Source organism: Treponema sp. OMZ 790 (genome assembly GCF_024181285.1).
Taxonomy (GTDB): Bacteria; Spirochaetota; Spirochaetia; order Treponematales; family Treponemataceae; genus Treponema_B.
On sequence record NZ_CP051201.1, the window covers coordinates 386,966 to 402,873 of the forward strand.

Genomic DNA, 15,908 nt, shown 5'->3' on the forward strand with positions numbered 1-15,908 from the left:
AAAATAAGGAGTTGTTTATGAAAGTAAATTTTGTTAGAAAACTTGCTTTATTGTTGTGTGTTGCGTTATTTGCTTTTGCTTCTTGTACAAAGGAAGACGTAACTGCGAACACTGAATCTGAAAAACTTGAGTCTATGGATTCAATGGAGAAAGAGTCTCCGAAAGAAGATATGGCTGATGTAAATGCAGATGGTGTTATCTATGTAAACCGAGCAGGCTTATATACCGAAACCGATGACGGTAAAATGAAATGGGCCGCAGAAGCTTCACTGGGTGATGTAGCTATGTACCTCGGAGAAAAAAAAGAAGCTCAAAGAACTGACGGTCAAAAACGCTCATTTTTTCATATTTCTTTAAAAGATAAAGAATACTGGGTTCAGGATTATTGTTATGAGCCCAATACAGTGCCGGCTTTTATTTCTGCTGCCGATACGGTTTTATACAAATCGGAATCTTTAACTGCTGCAACGGATGAAGTCATACCTCAATATTTTATTGTTGCCGTTTATAAAGACAGCTTAAATGCTTCCAATCAAAAATTTGTAAAAATTGCAGCTTATTGTCCTGAATTGATAACTTCTTGGATAGTAAAGGAAAAGTATGTAAAGCGCGATGCTGTAGAATTTGAAAAAACAAATACCGATGCGATGCTGCTTGCACAAGTTGCTATGGAATCTCAAAACGAAACAATTAGGGCTGAACTCTTTCAAAACGCTATTGAAATGAATTCCAGATACAGTGATGATATAGCAATTTTACAAAATCTTGCTCGAGTCATAGATGCTGAAAATGCTTTTTTGAAAAAAGTTGAAGCCGAGAAGATTGAAAAGAAACTTATTGCAAAACAAGATGTTGAACTTTTAAGTATTCCTTATTTAGAGGGTGATGTAAGGTTATTGGCAACTGTAAAAGCCGATACGGTGCTTCATGCTACAAAGAAACTTGTTTCTACAGGACCCGATGGTTCTCAAACCGAATGGTACTATGTACAAAATAAACAAAAGAAAGGTTGGGCTCAAGCTTCATATCTTGAAGAAAAATAATTTTTTTTGTTAAAATAAAACCGTCTTATCTTTAAAGATTTGACGGTTTTATTTTTGACTTTTCCTATGCGAATGTATTTTAACCTTTTGAACTTATTTGATTTTATTTTTTCTTATTCCGATTTTTTTATTTTATTGTTTGCACTAATTCTTGATTTTATTTTGGGTGATCCTCATTCTTTTCCTCACCCCGTAAAATTTATTGGGAGCTTGATAAAAAAAGAAGAAGCTCTTGCAAGATTTTTTTTTAGGTCATCGAGAGGTTTAAGATTTTCCGGTTTTTTAATTACATTATTCAATATTGTTTTCAGTTTTTGCCTTGTATTTTTCTTCTTAAAATTATTGTACCCCTATAAAATTTTATACTTTATTTTTGCAGTATGGATCAGCTACACGTGCCTTGCCGCCCGCTGTTTGCAGCAAGAATCGATGAAAGTTTTTAAAGCTCTGCAGATAAGTCTTGAAGAAGGAAGAAGGCAAATCGCAAATATTGTAGGGAGGGATACTCATTGTCTTGATAAAAAGGGAATCAGCCGAGCCTGTGTTGAAACCATAGCCGAAAATACAAGCGACGGCGTTATAGCTCCATTGTTTTTTATGATGCTTTTAGGGCCTGCGGGCGGTATTGCCTATAAAGCTGTGAATACTATGGATTCTATGCTTGGTTATAAAAATAAAAAATATTGCGACTTAGGTTTTTTCTCTGCAAAGGTTGATGATATTGTAAATTATATTCCTGCGCGTATTTCAGCCTTACTTATTCTTGCAGGTTCTTTTTTTTGTAAACTACGGAGTGCAGAGAAAGACTGTTTACAAAAGCAGGTATCAAAGCAGCGCATATCAAAACTAGCAGCAATAAAAGCGGGTTTTAATATTTGGAGGCGTGATTGCAGAAAGCATTCCAGTCCTAATTCCGCACATCCTGAAAGTGCTGCGGCCGGTCTTTTGGGGTTAAGATTGGGCGGTCCTAATTATTACGGCGGAGTTCTTGTAGAAAAACCTTTTATAGGGGATGAAATTTTTGAAATTGAAGATGAGGATATAAAAAGATGCATACAGCTGATGTATGCATCCGAAGTTTTAATGTTTGGGCTTTATGCTCTCTTATTTTTCAGGGATGTCTTTTCGGGTCTTGGCTATTTTTGAAATAAGGCCGTATTCTACCGACTCTTCGGCATTTAACCAGCAATCCCGATCCGTATCCTTTGCAACCTTTTTTTCATCCGTGCCTGTTTCTTCTGCAATTAGTTTATTGATCTTTACACGCATTTTTTCAAGTTCTTTAGCGTGTATTTCAATTTCGGTTGCGACACCCTTTATTCCGGAAAGAGGTTGATGAATCAGATAATGGCTGTTGGGCATGCCGAAGCGGCGTTCTTTACTTGCCGCAAGAAGAATAATTGAAGCCGCACTTGCAACTAATCCCATACCGATTGTGTAGACAGGAGCCTTAATAAATCTTATCATATCGAAGATTGCAAAGCCCGCATCTGCATCTCCTCCGGGGGAGTCTATGTAAATATAAATGGGCTTTGTTGCCGAAAGGGATTCCATGAGCAAAAGCTGGCGCACTATTTTTTCGGAAAGCTCTTTGTTTATTTCTCCTGCTAAAATAATTTGACGAGTATTAAGAAATTTTTGCATCAAAGCGTCAGTATCATCTGCTTTATTTTTTTTGTTTTCTGTTGTTTCATTTATAAAGTTCATGTAAACTCCTAAAATTTATCGTTGACGGAATTTAATATACAAAAAATTCTAATTATTGTATAGGGGGTAGGTTCCGAGCTCTGTTGTACAGAATATTCCAAAGTTTTAGCTTTTCTGACATCTCACAGTTTTGGTATGAATCGGTCATTCTCCATTGCCAGTTTTTTCCCATGGTTGATGGCGCGTTCATTCTTGCTTCCGAATTTAAAAATAGGATGTCCTGCATCTGTACGGCAGCAAAATCGGCGACGGAAGAAAAAGCTTTGCGGATTATTTCGGAAGCTAGTTCTTTTTTAAATTCATAAGTATTCAAAACAGAACAAATGCTTTTATCTTCTTTTTTTCCGTAAAGATAGGTGTAAATAAATTTAAGCACTTCTTCCGAAGAATTTTCAAGCCAACCCATTATGGTGTCATTGTCATGTGTTCCCGTATATACGGCACAGTTTTTTTTGTGATTATGGGGCAGGTAAGGATTTACCATATTTTCGGATTTGAATTCGTTTAAGTCAAAGGCGAATTGTAATATCTTCATTGTAGGGAAATTAAAATCATCCCTAAGATTTGCAACTTCAGGTGTTATGACTCCTAAGTCTTCAGCCAAGATAGGAAGGCCTTCCCGATATTTTTCATCCAATAAAATTAAGTCTTTTTTTATTTCTTCAAAAAAATAATGCCCGGGACCCTTAATCCATTTTCCTTCTTGGGCTGTTTTTGCACCTTGCGGTATGGCCCAAAAAGCTTCAAAGCCTCTAAAGTGATCTAATCTGATTATGTCGAAAAGTTTTAGGCTGTGCCGAATGCGGGTTTTCCACCAAAGGTATGAATCTTCTTTCATCTTATCCCAGTCATAGAGAGGATTTCCCCAAAGTTGGCCTGTAGAGCTGAAAAAGTCCGGCGGAACACCGGCTGAAACTTCAGGCTTTGCTTCTTTATCCAACAAAAATAAGTTTTGGTTTTGCCAGACGTCTGCGGAATCCAAGGCGGTAAATATCGGAATATCACCTATAAGGTCTATATTATTTTCTTTTGCATAGTTTTTTAATTTTTTCCATTGCGAGAAAAAGAAAAATTGTATGATTTTTTGGATTTCATATTCTTCACAATGAGCTTTTATAAATTCACTTACCTTTTCTTTTTTATTTATAACAAGGTCTTTTGACCAAACTTCATTCCATATACCTTGAGATAAATTTTCTTTTTTTGCCCGTTCCTCGTAGTTTTCTTTAATTGTCATAAAGGACGCAAAATCATTTAGCCAAAAAGTTTCTTCTCGATAAAAATTTTCAACTTGGGTTTTTAAAAAAGAATCCGTTTTTATTTTATTTAATACAAAGGAAGCCGCTTTTTTTAAAATTCTCATTTTGTGATAATGGATGAAGCCGAAGTCTGTTCTTTCGGGATTTGTATTTTCTTGAACATTTTTTTTGTATTCCTTAAATTCACCTTCTTCTAAAAAACCGTTTTTGTAAAGTTCTTCAAGGTTTACAAGATATGGGTTTCCTGCAAAGGCAGAAAATGAAGCATAAGGTGAATCTCCATAGCCGGTGGGACCTAGAGGAAGCATTTGCCAAGCTCCTACCTTGATGTTTTTTAACCAATCGATAAAATTAAAAGCTTCTTTACCTATTGTTCCAATACCTTCAGCATTTGGTAATGATGCCGGATGTAAAATAATTCCTGAAAGTCTTTTCATATATTTTCCTCCATCGTTTGTTTGTAATTTTCAGCTATGTAAAATATGATTCCTGATATGCCGGGAAATAGAAGTAAGAAAAAACAAGAAATAACAAACTGCAAAATACTTAGATAAAATATTTTATATGTCAAAAAGGGATGTGCTAAAAATAAATCAAAAGATTTTTTTATATTTTTTATTTTGTTTTTATTTTTTGGTTGACATGCGGTTATCGGATAATACCAAAAAAGCGATAATTCAAATATAAAAAATATAAAAATAATTATGATGGAAAAAAAATATCCGAAAAATGTTTTTATTTCTAAAAAATATCTTAGTAAAAAAATTAAAGAGAAAATAACTGACAGTTTTATTGCAGAAATTATAAGTGCATCACTAAAGTTTTTTTTAATGCCGTTTATAAATTTTTGAATCTTTGATTTTTCTTTATCCAAATAAAAGAAATAAACGGCAAAAAACAATATTTGAAAAATTATATAACAAATTATATTAAAACTAAAAGCGATGGATTTATTTTTGGGTAAAAATCTCGGCATTATAATTATCAAAAATATCATGAGGATAAAAACTAAGTTTAAAAAGAATATTTCTTTTTTCTTTTTTGACATATAGCCGTTTTCAATTCCTATATATTTTTAAGACTGCTTTCCGGTTTTAAGTTTTCTGTCTGTTTTAAATCTATCTATTGCAAGTTCTATCAGGTGCATGATAAGTTCTTTATATGGAAGCCCCGAAGCTCCGCACATTTTTGGGAACATGGAAATTGAGGTAAATCCCGGAATAGTATTTACTTCGTTTAAGTATATTTTTCCGTTCTTTTTATCGATAAAAAAATCGACACGTGAAAGACCTGTCAGATCCAAGGCTTCGTAAGCTTTTATGGCGGTTTCTCTTATTGTTTTTCTTTGGCTTTCGGTTAAATCGGCCGGGATTTTTAATTCGGCTCCGTTGGGGTCTGTGTATTTTGCATCATAGTCATAAAATTTGTGTGTAGGAATTATTTCTCCCGGAATGTAGGCTGTCGTTTTTGTGTTTCCCGTAACAGAACATTCTACTTCTCTAGCTTCGATACAGGCTTCTATTAAAATTTTATTATCCCACAAAAAAGATTCTTCTGCCTGCTCCAAAAGTTCTGTTCTGTTTTTTACCATTCCGACCCCAACCGAACTTCCTGCTCTGCATGGTTTTATAAATAGAGGATATTCCAAATCTTTTTCGGCTCTTGCCAAGAGAGTTTTTTTCTTTTCGGGATCATCCCAGTCTTGTTTTTTTATTGCTGCATAGGGAACAATGGGGAGTCCCGAATAATCCCAAATCATCTTGGTTTTTTCTTTATCCATAGATATGCTTGTGGACATTACATCGCCGCCTACATAGGGAAGGTCTGCCATTTCGAAAAGACCTTGGATTGTACCGTCTTCTCCGAATCTTCCATGTAAAACTGCAAAGACCGCATCAGTGGGTAAAAAATTGTCTCCTGCTTTTAAGCCTTTTTTTGTTCCTCCGCCCGGAATAACGGTTACTCTCTTTGTTTCATCTTTTTTTATTTTTAAAACAGCCTTTTCATTTTTTATGATGCGTTCTCTTTCTTTGTCATCATGTAAATACCATGCTCCTGTTTTTGAAATACCTATTAAGTGAAGTTTATGTTTTTTATCTATCGTTCTTATAATTGAAGAAGCCGATTTTAAAGAGACTTCATGCTCGCTGGATTTTCCGCCATAGATGATTGCTATATTCATATTTACTCTCCATAAGAGTTATTCTATCACTATTTTATAAGATTTTCAATGAGGGGAGATTAAAACGCATTAACCGTTTCAATGCCCTTATACGCAATCTCATCTTTACTATCCGATAAAAAAACTTCTAAGATGCTGATTGCCGAATTTTTAGGGGCAAATTTATTTCTTAAAGAAAAATTATCCAAGGCCCAGGCGAGAGCCATAGTTATTGTGCCGTAGTGTGTTACGATTATGATGTTTTCATCTTTTAAGACTGTTTCGTCTAAAAATTCTGCGGTTCTTTTAAAATGGTCAAAGGAGGTTTCGCCCTCAGGAGGGGCTATGGTATCGTTCTTTTCGATCCAGTTTTTTGCTTCAATAGGATATTTTTCCTGAGCTTCTTCAAAGGTTAAGCCTTTAAAAATACCGAAATTATATTCTTGAAGCCGTTTATCGGTTTGAATATTTTTAAGCCCTAAGTATTCGGCTGTTTGCAAGGCTCTTTTAAACGGACTCGAATAAACTTTAAAAGAAGAAAAATCTTTTAGTTTGGGTTTTAACTCGTCAAGCATTGGATAGGCTTCTTCTGCCAAAGGACTGTCATCCAAGCTGAATATCTTTTTTTTATTTGTTACCGTTATTCCGTGTCTTATTAAAACTATTTTCATATTTTATCCTTAGATTGTGATAAAAAAACTTGTACTTAAAATTGCAAGCTCCGTTAATTCTACAATAAAGCCGTTTACGTCTCCTGTTGTGCCGTCGATTTTTTTGTATGAAATTCTTATTACGATAAATGTTAAAATTAGTGCGATTGCAGGAAAGATTAAATATTTTATACGTTCTGTTAAAATAAATGTTCCTTGAATTTTTGAAAAGACTGATATCTCAGGAACAAAAAGAGAAAGGATGCATACAATAATCAGCCAAAAGAAAAAACTGAACTTGGAGGCTGATTTATGAAAGAGTGCTCCGAGACCCGTATCCTTTGCAGGTTTTGAGAAAACGACAACCGTCAAACCTGAAACCCGCGAAATTATTCCGGCTAATATAAGAAGCCCTGCTTCGGGCATTATGGTAGAATAATTTATGTATCTAAGAAGCAAAAAAACATTGAGGCCTATTGTTCCATAAGTTCCGACTCTTGAATCCTGCATAATTTCCAATATTTTTTCTTTTTTTCTTGCAGAAAAAAAGCCGTCTACGGTGTCTCCAACCCCGTCAAGGTGAATGCCACCTGTTAAAAACAAGTATAGGAGTAAGCTGAGAAATCCCGATATTTCAAGATATTTTTGCGGAAGAAAATAGATTGGGATAAGCACAAGGCTTGCAATCAGAGCCCCTATAAGAGGGAAAAAATAAAAAGCCCTTTTAATATTTTTTTCGTTAAAGTCTACATTTATATTTATGGGGATACGGGTAAAAAACTGCAAGGCTAAGATAAATCCTTTCATATCGATACTCTCTTTTTTATTTAAGATTTTATTTTTATAGGTAAACCGCAAACGCAGAGTACTACTTCATCTGCAATTTCTGCAACTTTTGCATTTACTATTCCCTGAATATCCGAAAAAGCTCTTGATACCGGGTGCATGGGGACAATGGATGAGCCTACCTCATTTGTTACAAGAATTAAGGAACCGTTTATTTTTTTTATTTCTAAAATAAGATTTTTGATTTGCGTTAGTGAGGCTTCTATTGTTTTTTGAATATCTTCTTCATTCGGCATTTCTTTTTCTCCGGTTAGTTGAAAAAAAACTCGAGAGATTAAATTTGTTATGCAGTCAAGTAAATAGTACTTTTCTTCTTTGACGGCCTTTTCTAAATTTAAAAAACCTTCGTATGTACGCCACTTTGGGTTGCGTCTTGCAATATGTTTTTTTACTCTTTCCCGCATTTCGTCATCATAGATTTCAGCGGTTGCAATATAGACCACATCGTCTATTCCGTCTAAAAGTTTTTCGGCATAGGCCGATTTTCCGCTTCTTGATCCGCCGGTTATAAGTGTTACCATAAGATAATTATATCAAAAAAAAGAAAAATGTTAAGAGGGCAAAAAAGGCGGCGGCAGGTTTTAAAGAGTTCTATTTTTAAAAAACACCAGCCGCATAAAAAAGCCTTTTACGGCAGGGAGGCTTTCATAGTAAACCGTTCCATCGGTTTCCTTTACTCTTTCTTCGATAGCTTTTAAGCCTATTCCTTTTTTGATTTCGATACATCCGATACCGTTGTCCTTCATGGTTACTATAAGAGATGTCTCTGTATAGGAAAAATGAATTATGATTTTTGAAGCCTTGCTGTATTTTGCAGAGTTGGATAAAAATTCCTGCACTGCCTTATATAGCGCATGGCTTTCTTTTTCGTTTAAACTCCAAATGTCTTTTGAAAAGGTAAATTGCACATTGATATTTGTCATTTTTTTAAATTCGTTTATGAGGTTATGAATTAAAATTATTGTTTCATATTTGTTGTAGTCTATCGGTTTTAATTCTCTTAAAGCAAATCTTACTTCTTCTAAATTCTTTTTGGCAAAGGAATTTAAATCTAAAATTTTTTGGGGTAAATTATCTTTATTATTCTTTGCGGCAGTATAGAGCGCGTTTAGCTGAATAATCATTGTAGAAAGTCCGTGTCCTACACTGTCATGTATTTCCCGTGATATGCGGTTTCTTTCTTTTAAGGTCACAAGATCTTCTATAGATTCATTGTATATTTCCAAATCATGAATGGAATTTAAAAGCTCTTCTTTTTGGATATCAAGCTCTTCTATTTTACTTTGGTAAGAAATAATTTTATTTTGATTGACTTTAAAATATTCTAAAACCCCTCCGCTTAAAATGAAAAAAGCCGTATAGTTTACCATCGTTCCCATATTGAAATTTCTTAATGAGAATATACAGACTGCAAGTCCGATTATGCCGAGGATATAGGTATAAGGTTTTGAATTATAATAAAAACTGTCAATCAACGGAATTAAAAACAGGAGAAACGGAATATCCGCATCGCTAATATGTAATAAAAAACAAAGAATCCAATCGGTTAAACAAAGAGTAAAAAAAAGAGAGCTTTTTTTATTTATATAAAAAATTCTGATATTAAATAAAATAATAAAACAAATATGCAATAAAAATTGAACTCCGTTAAGTTTATTTCCATTCATGCTTATTTGAATAAAGCTTGATGCTATTAAAAAATAATGGATAAAAATAAAAAACTTATTTTTCATAAATCTGATTATATTATAATAATCAAGTTTTTGCAAGATTAACATTGATCAAAAGGAGGCAGAAAATGTCTCCTTTTGATTAGTTTATCTCGCTGTTAAATTCTTTAATTTTCCAACTGCCGGCCGTAAAGATAGCGGTACTCATCGCCCAAACTATCAATATATTCGGAAAAAGTTTTTCTTTATCCAGCATTTCCATCAACCAATACAAGGGTGATAACATGGAAATATTTTTAAATACGGACGGAAGCGAAACAAAAGGCATGACAGCAATTAGTGCAAGGAAAAACATTACTATTGTAATCAGGCTTGTCATATTTGATACCAATGGCAGCTGAGATTCCTTTTTAAAAATTCTCGCGACTAAAATGGATATGGAGAGGGCAAAAAAACTTGTTGAAACCACGGCTAAGAATATCAAAGGAAGCCCTGTAATCTCCAGTTTAAATACTATTGTTGCAAAAACAAAGACTATCATGTTTATTACTACCTGAATAAATACAAAGGCCGATAAAAAACTTCCCACAATTTTAAATTCGGAATTCGGGCTTATGATCGCACGTGCAAGCATCTTTGTTTCCCTGAATTTTATTAGATCCATAGCAATTGCATTTGACCCGAAAAGTATGATGTACAATACGAGCAAGGTCATTATTTTTAAGCCTAGGCTTATGATGTTTCCATTATCCGGCGTCTTAAATACTACATTTATATTATTACTTAAAAGACTGTCTTTTTTTTCGGAAAGATCCGAGTTTTTAATAAAGTTATCTAAAAGATAAGCATTGATGCTTAAATTCAAGGCTTGAATTCTATTATCAAGAACAACGCTTTCTTCGGTTTTTAAAATTTCAAGCTCCGGCTTTTCTCCTTTTGAAATTTTTTCAGAAAAATCTTTAGGTATAATTATAAGGCCGGGTATTTTACCTATTGCAAGTTTTTCTTTAAGTTTTTCCAGCTCCTCTTCTCTGTTGTCAGGACGAACCGTAGATTCGGAACCCGAAAAAAAATTTTCCCAAAGGTCTCCGGCGTCATCTACAAAATATCCTACCTCATGCATTTGAACCGTATATTCGGTATTCTTTTCCGAATTTTCTTTCTTTTTTGGGGTAATAATAAATCCTATTACAAGAATCAGTATGATCATCGCAAAAGGGAAAAAAATCAGCATTCCCATATTTGCCGTATTTTTTAATATTCTTTTTAACTGTGCTAAAAATAAAATCAAGAATTTTTTCATGTTCTTCTCCTTAAATTTTCGTCTTTCTAAAGTTTACCATCAGCAAACCCAAAATATAAAATGCCGAACCCAAAGCCAACATTATAAGTAAACTGCTTACCATTCCTCCGAAAGAATTTTCCGTAACAAGATCTCTAAGAGGATTAGTTATAATTTGGGAAATGTTATACTTTGAAAATATTTTGGCAATTTTGTTTTTATTCGGAACCGTAAATAGAACAGTACTCAGAACTCCGAATATGAAAAATATAGTTATAACTATAGAATATACAATTTCTTTTTTATTAAAAGTTACAAGTGAACATGCAATGATTCCTGTTACTAGGGAAAAACTTATGACGTATATAAAAAGAAGAACAGGACTGCCCATAAAAGAAATCTTTAATAATCTGAAGGTTAAAATATAAATTGTGATGGCAATAAAAGCTTTTAATGCAATACTGATTATTTGAGCATTGAAGATATAGGCAGAGCTCTTAGGTATCGAACTAATACGTAAGGCGAGTCCCACAGCTTTTTTCTTATAAGCGAGAGTAATGGGCTCCATGATGAACATAAAGAATAAAAAAATGCTTATAGAGATTGCATAAGCTTCATAGCTTGACATACTGTGCAGGGAAGGGTGTATAGTAATTTTTCCCAGAGGCTTTGCACTTTCTTTTTGAATATTAAGATATTTTTCCATAAGCTCTTGAGATTGCGAAGATGCCGAAATAGCCTTAGTCATCTTATGATTTCCGTTAATGGAACTGCTTATGCTTTTAATTATATTCGATAAAGCCGTAATTGCTGCAGAAGATTTTTCTTTTCCGATAATTAAAATATCAAAGGCTTTGTTCTCTTCTACCGAATTCTGGTAGCCTTTAGGAATTTTAATTGTGTATTTTGCACTTTGTTCATCTTCAATCTTTATAAAGTTTTTTAAGATATCCGAATTTAAAATGCCGGTCAACTGTTCCGATAATCGGCTTTTATCTTCATCATCTAAAAAAACTGAAATAGCCTGTTCTTTAGTCTCGGCCTTAAAATTATCTTTTTGCAAAAAACCGTTGTAGCCGACAAAAATTATCGGCAAACAAAGGTAAACCAAAAAAAATGTAATGAAGTTATCTTTTATCGCTATAAGCGTAATCTTTAAAAATGCTTTCATCTTTTCTCCTATAAAAACTTTTAATAAATTTATTCACGCAATTTTTTTCCGGTAAGCTGTAAAAAAACTTCACCTAAATTGAGCTCGTTTATTTGTAAGGCCTTGATTACGGCTCCTGATGTTTGTAAAATCTTGATAGCCTCATCAAGATTTACCTTCTCTCTTTCATAAAGGATATTTAGCTTGTCTCCTGTCTGCTCTACATTTAAGGCTCCGTCAAGGAGGCGGATTTTTTCCATCAGCTCTTCATTTATATTGTCCGCTCTTATTTCGAGGGTTACGGTTCCGTTGGCCTTTTCCTTTACGGAATTAAGGGAGCCGTAGGCGATCTCTCGGCCCTCATCTATTACAAAGATATTTTTGCAAAGCTCTTCAACCTCTTCCATGTAATGCGAAGTGTAAAGAATTGTAGTCTTGTCTTGTGAATTTATTTTGCGCAAATACTCAAAGATATTGTTTCTGGATTGAGGGTCAATACCTACCGTGGGTTCATCCAAGATTAAAAGACGGGGTTTATGCATTATGGCTGCCGCAAGGTTTAGCCTTCTTTTCATACCGCCCGAAAATTTCTTCACCTTTTCTTTTTTCTTTTCGGTTAGGCCGACAACTTCCAAGGCTTCGTTTACAGCCTCTTTTAGTTTTTTGCCTGAAAGGCCGTAAAGGCTTGCAAAAAAATTGAGGTTGTCGATTGCCGATATATCTTCCGATAAGGCAAGCTCTTGGGGAACAAGGCCCATGAGCTTCTTTGCTTCTATCGGCTTTTTTTTGATACTGTGTCCGCCTATAAGCACCTCGCCGCTTAAAGGATCCAAGATCCCCGTTATTATATTTATCAGGGTAGATTTTCCGGCACCGTTAGGACCTATAAGCCCGAACATATCGCCTTCTTCAATATCAAAAGAAATGTTTGAAAGCACCTGCTTTTTTCCGTATTTTTTTGATACATCCTTAACTTCCAATATTTTCATAAAACACCTCCATAAGAAGTTCATTGATTGATATGCCCCAATTTTAATCGATTTTGCTTAAAATAAAAGTGCCGAAAGTCATTTTTTATAGGGAAAATAGTAATGATGCCTATCAAAAACTTTATCTTAGGCCCTTGTATAAAGGGCTTTTTTTTGCGAAAATGAGGAACAATGAATTTTTATGATGAAATAAGAAGCCGGTACGGAAACATAAAACGGGCCCGCAGATTTTACCTTTATACCGAAAAAAATATAAGACTCTTGGATATGTACTTGGATGGAGGAATGTCGATATTGGGCCGAAGAGAAAATCAAGCTCCATTGGTTTTTAAACAAAGCATAGATAAGGGCCTCAATGCTTTCTTGCCATCTTCGGGTGATTACCGCCTTAAAAAAGCTTTGAACTCCCTTTTTCCCGATCATCCTTATTCTTACCTCCTTTCGGAATGGAACTCGGCTCTTTCGCTTTTGAAAACGGAAGAAAATAAAATCGATTCCGAAGCTTTTATTATTGAAAATACTTGGAAGCCTTTTTTGCCCTCATCCGAAAACCTAAAGAGAAAAACAGCCTTTTTTGTAAATCCTCCGTTTTGCTCTTCAATAAAAATTCTTGTTTCTAAAAATCCTCTTCCTATTATGTTTTGTGAAGTTTCTGCAGCCGAAAAGGAAGTTTTAGCAAAGGCTTTTTTCGATTTGATAAGAATTATTAAATTGAGAGAGCAGGAAAAAGAACTTTCGGATGAAGAGCTGATAAATTCGGCCCGCGGAAAAAAGAAAAAAGAGCAGCTTGCAAAAAACATAAAATCTTATAGGAGGGTAGAAGCGCTTTGTTCCAATTTTTGGAATATGGAAGGCCCCTATCTTTTCTCAAAGTTGAATAAAGAAAAATATGAGGATTTTTTTAAATCTGCCTTAGATTCTCATATTCTTTTGTCTCCTTATTTTACTATTCCGTCGATATTGCCGAAAATAAGGGTATACACCGAGCTTGAAAATTTTCTAAAAGCTCAACTAAATATGCAAGGATTAAATAATGAATGATTTAGCTAAATTTTTATCGGAAGGTTATCCTATTCTATTGTTTACGAAATTATTTTTAGGAGCGGCCGCCGTTTTTTTCGGAATTATAGTATGGAGCAAAACTAAGAAGGTCTCTATGATTCTTTTTGTGCTTGGTGTGTTTTTGATGTATATTTCGATTTTAACCGACACGCTCATATATTTCGGCTTTATAAACGCCAAATTTTTTACCATCGGGCGTCTTCCCATTCTTTCTCTGATTTTTGAAAGTGCTCCGATAGCTTTTTTTATAGCAAGTTTTTGTACTTTTTTAAAGGAAAGGCTTTTTTAAAGCTAATCAACAGCATTCTTTTGCGCCGGTATCCGGGTTTTTGCAAGCCCTTACAATATAAATCGGGTTTTCACTTTTGAATAAACCTGCTTTTCCCATTGAGGCGGTTTGAATAAGATGGGCTTCAATTTCGGTATATCCATATTTCGGGAGGAGCTCTAAAAATTCGTTTAAATTTTTTATAAGAATAAAATTTGCACAGATTATTCCGCCATTTTTTAAATGGTCTTTAAGATAGTCAAAAATATTTTTTAACTCGCCTCCACTTCCGCCTATAAAGCATTTATTGAAGTGTAATTCCTTATATTCGTCCGATAAAAGAGCTTCGGGCGCTTTGCCCGTAATCAAATTTATTTTGACTCCGAATTTTTTTGCATTTTCTGTTATAAGGCAACAAGCTTCTTTGTTAAATTCAACTGTGGAAACTTCCGCTCCCTGCAAAGCCGCCTCAATCGATACAGACCCCGTGCCTCCTCCGATATCCAAGAATTTATCTCCCTTTTCTATTTGAAGATGTGCAAGAGAAAGGTTTCTGATATTGAATTTGGTCATCGGCACCTCGCCTCTGATAAATTCGGAATCTTTAATATTTTTCATTTTGAACCAATACCGTATTTAAAAAAGATTTTACTATAATCTTATCACCTATTTCATATTCTTCTATAGATTCATCAGGATATGAGAGGTTATAGCCTACAAAAAGTTTTCCGTTAAAACCTTCTTCTTTTAAGCGCGCCGAAATTGTGTCGGGATTGTTTGTTTTATCGGTAAGAATAAAAAAACTATCCTTGCTGTGCATTTCCCTAAAATCTGCATCTCTCCCATGAAAGGAGTAAAAGAGCAGGGTTTGCCACTGTCTTTGAAGTTTGCTCATAAGATACTGCATCGAAGAGATGCCTGTTATGACTTTTTCTATTTTTATGTTTTTCTTTTTGATGAATTCGGTAATGCCGAAAAAACAAGGGTCGCCTGAAGCAAGGACTAAAACTTTTTTAGTTTCTATCGGAAGGTCAAGAATCTCAGAAATGCTCTTGAGTCTTATTACATCGCTTCTTAAGCATTTTATGTCTAAGGCTATACGTTCAAAACCGGCAACTATGTCAGCTTCTTTTATTTCACGCACAGCCTCTTGGGTTAAAAGTTCTATATTTCCGGGCCCTGCCCCGGCGATAATTAGGGACATTACTTAGTTTGAAGCTACGGCTTTTAGTGCTGTGTCGAAAAGTGTTTCAAAACCGGCCTTGTTCAATCTTCCTGTATGAATAGTTCCGGGAATGAGTTTTCCGTTTTTGTCTACCAAAAAACTTGTGGGTACGCCTGTAATTTGCTCATAAATCGGAAGGAAATTATCAACGGTTACAAGTGCTTTAAAAGTGCAGCCTGCGTCTTTCCATAATTCTTTGGCAAGGGTTAAAGTTTCGGCATCGCCTTCTTGAAGGTCTGCTGTAAGAGCTATAACGTTTACCTTTTTATCGGCATAGGCTTTGTAAGCTGCTTCCAAATCCGGTAACTCTACTTTGCAGGGGCCGCAAAATGTTCCCCAAATATTTACCAATGTAACATCGTATTTTTCGAAAATATCATTGGTAACCGGGTTCCCATCCAAATCCTTTGTTGAGAAAATAAGACGATTTTGATCATCGTCTGCGGTTTTTGCTTCTGCTGAAGTTGCAGCTTCAGATGTTTTTGCTTCTTCGTTTCCCTTTGCATCGGCCTTTGTACAAGACATGAAAAATAGGCTTGCAAAGATTGCTATAAGCAAATAAAAATTCAACTTCTTCATTTGTAAACTCCTATATA

At 34.6% G+C, this 15,908-nt stretch carries 17 protein-coding genes; 4 read left to right on the top strand and 13 right to left on the bottom strand.

Features of this window, described 5'->3' with window-relative positions; genetic code table 11:
- Positions 1–17: 17 nt before the first annotated feature.
- Positions 18–1,043, top strand: coding sequence for an SH3 domain-containing protein (locus E4O01_RS01830; protein WP_253693739.1), 1,026 nt, complete (start codon positions 18–20; stop codon positions 1,041–1,043).
- Between the two features lie 87 nt (positions 1,044–1,130).
- On the top strand, positions 1,131–2,189 hold the full coding sequence (cbiB, locus tag E4O01_RS01835; RefSeq protein WP_253693742.1) for an adenosylcobinamide-phosphate synthase CbiB: 1,059 nt from the start codon (positions 1,131–1,133) through the stop codon (positions 2,187–2,189).
- Here cbiB and E4O01_RS01840 read toward each other — a convergent pair.
- The 10 genes from E4O01_RS01840 to E4O01_RS01885 form a co-directional block, all read right to left on the bottom strand.
- Positions 2,148–2,750: an ATP-dependent Clp protease proteolytic subunit gene (locus E4O01_RS01840; RefSeq protein ID WP_253693745.1), complete on the bottom strand. Its 603-nt coding sequence runs from the start codon at positions 2,748–2,750 to the stop codon at positions 2,148–2,150. The two genes, cbiB and E4O01_RS01840, sit on opposite strands and share 42 nt — an antisense overlap.
- Positions 2,751–2,802: 52 nt before the next feature.
- Entirely contained in the window at positions 2,803–4,446 is a 1,644-nt protein-coding gene (gene malQ / locus E4O01_RS01845; RefSeq protein WP_253693747.1) for a 4-alpha-glucanotransferase, read from the bottom strand.
- A gap of 638 nt (positions 4,447–5,084) precedes the next feature.
- A complete protein-coding gene (locus E4O01_RS01850) occupies positions 5,085–6,191 on the bottom strand; it encodes a D-alanine--D-alanine ligase family protein (RefSeq protein ID WP_253693750.1) in 1,107 nt (368 codons plus the stop codon).
- A 59-nt stretch (positions 6,192–6,250) separates the two neighbouring features.
- On the bottom strand, positions 6,251–6,841 hold the full coding sequence (locus E4O01_RS01855) for a histidine phosphatase family protein (protein ID WP_253693752.1): 591 nt from the start codon (positions 6,839–6,841) through the stop codon (positions 6,251–6,253).
- A gap of 9 nt (positions 6,842–6,850) precedes the next feature.
- On the bottom strand, positions 6,851–7,627 hold the full coding sequence (gene cobS, locus E4O01_RS01860) for an adenosylcobinamide-GDP ribazoletransferase (protein ID WP_253693754.1): 777 nt from the start codon (positions 7,625–7,627) through the stop codon (positions 6,851–6,853).
- Positions 7,628–7,647: 20 nt separating this feature from the next.
- Positions 7,648–8,187: a bifunctional adenosylcobinamide kinase/adenosylcobinamide-phosphate guanylyltransferase gene (cobU, locus tag E4O01_RS01865; protein ID WP_253693757.1), complete on the bottom strand. Its 540-nt coding sequence runs from the start codon at positions 8,185–8,187 to the stop codon at positions 7,648–7,650.
- 60 nt (positions 8,188–8,247) lie between these two features.
- The gene (locus E4O01_RS01870; protein ID WP_253693760.1) at positions 8,248–9,399 is read right to left on the bottom strand and encodes a sensor histidine kinase; all 1,152 of its coding nucleotides are present in this window, start codon (positions 9,397–9,399) and stop codon (positions 8,248–8,250) included.
- A gap of 79 nt (positions 9,400–9,478) precedes the next feature.
- On the bottom strand, positions 9,479–10,639 hold the full coding sequence (locus tag E4O01_RS01875; protein ID WP_253693763.1) for an ABC transporter permease: 1,161 nt from the start codon (positions 10,637–10,639) through the stop codon (positions 9,479–9,481).
- 10 nt (positions 10,640–10,649) lie between these two features.
- Entirely contained in the window at positions 10,650–11,789 is a 1,140-nt protein-coding gene (locus E4O01_RS01880; RefSeq protein WP_253693766.1) for an ABC transporter permease, read from the bottom strand.
- Between the two features lie 29 nt (positions 11,790–11,818).
- Positions 11,819–12,757, bottom strand: coding sequence for an ABC transporter ATP-binding protein (locus tag E4O01_RS01885; protein ID WP_253693769.1), 939 nt, complete (start codon positions 12,755–12,757; stop codon positions 11,819–11,821).
- A 171-nt stretch (positions 12,758–12,928) separates the two neighbouring features.
- On the opposite strand from E4O01_RS01885, the gene E4O01_RS01890 reads away from it, so the two are divergent.
- Together E4O01_RS01890 and E4O01_RS01895 are read left to right on the top strand one after the other, a co-directional pair.
- Positions 12,929–13,798: a hypothetical protein gene (locus E4O01_RS01890; RefSeq protein WP_253693771.1), complete on the top strand. Its 870-nt coding sequence runs from the start codon at positions 12,929–12,931 to the stop codon at positions 13,796–13,798.
- Entirely contained in the window at positions 13,791–14,108 is a 318-nt protein-coding gene (locus tag E4O01_RS01895; RefSeq protein ID WP_253693774.1) for a hypothetical protein, read from the top strand. The genes E4O01_RS01890 and E4O01_RS01895 overlap by 8 nt, the downstream gene beginning before the upstream one ends.
- A gap of 6 nt (positions 14,109–14,114) precedes the next feature.
- On the opposite strand, the gene cbiT is transcribed toward E4O01_RS01895, so the two are convergent.
- Genes cbiT through E4O01_RS01910 form a run of 3 tightly spaced genes read right to left on the bottom strand, consistent with a single transcriptional unit; the run spans position 14,115 to position 15,891 of the window.
- Positions 14,115–14,705 carry a precorrin-6Y C5,15-methyltransferase (decarboxylating) subunit CbiT gene (gene cbiT / locus E4O01_RS01900; protein WP_253693777.1) on the bottom strand — a complete coding sequence of 197 codons (591 nt, stop codon included), beginning with the start codon at positions 14,703–14,705 and terminating at the stop codon, positions 14,115–14,117.
- A complete protein-coding gene (cbiE, locus tag E4O01_RS01905) occupies positions 14,692–15,291 on the bottom strand; it encodes a precorrin-6y C5,15-methyltransferase (decarboxylating) subunit CbiE (protein WP_253693780.1) in 600 nt (199 codons plus the stop codon). The genes cbiT and cbiE overlap by 14 nt, the downstream gene beginning before the upstream one ends.
- Before the next feature lie 3 nt (positions 15,292–15,294).
- On the bottom strand, positions 15,295–15,891 hold the full coding sequence (locus E4O01_RS01910) for a TlpA disulfide reductase family protein (RefSeq protein ID WP_253693782.1): 597 nt from the start codon (positions 15,889–15,891) through the stop codon (positions 15,295–15,297).
- Between the last annotated feature and the right edge of the window lie 17 nt (positions 15,892–15,908).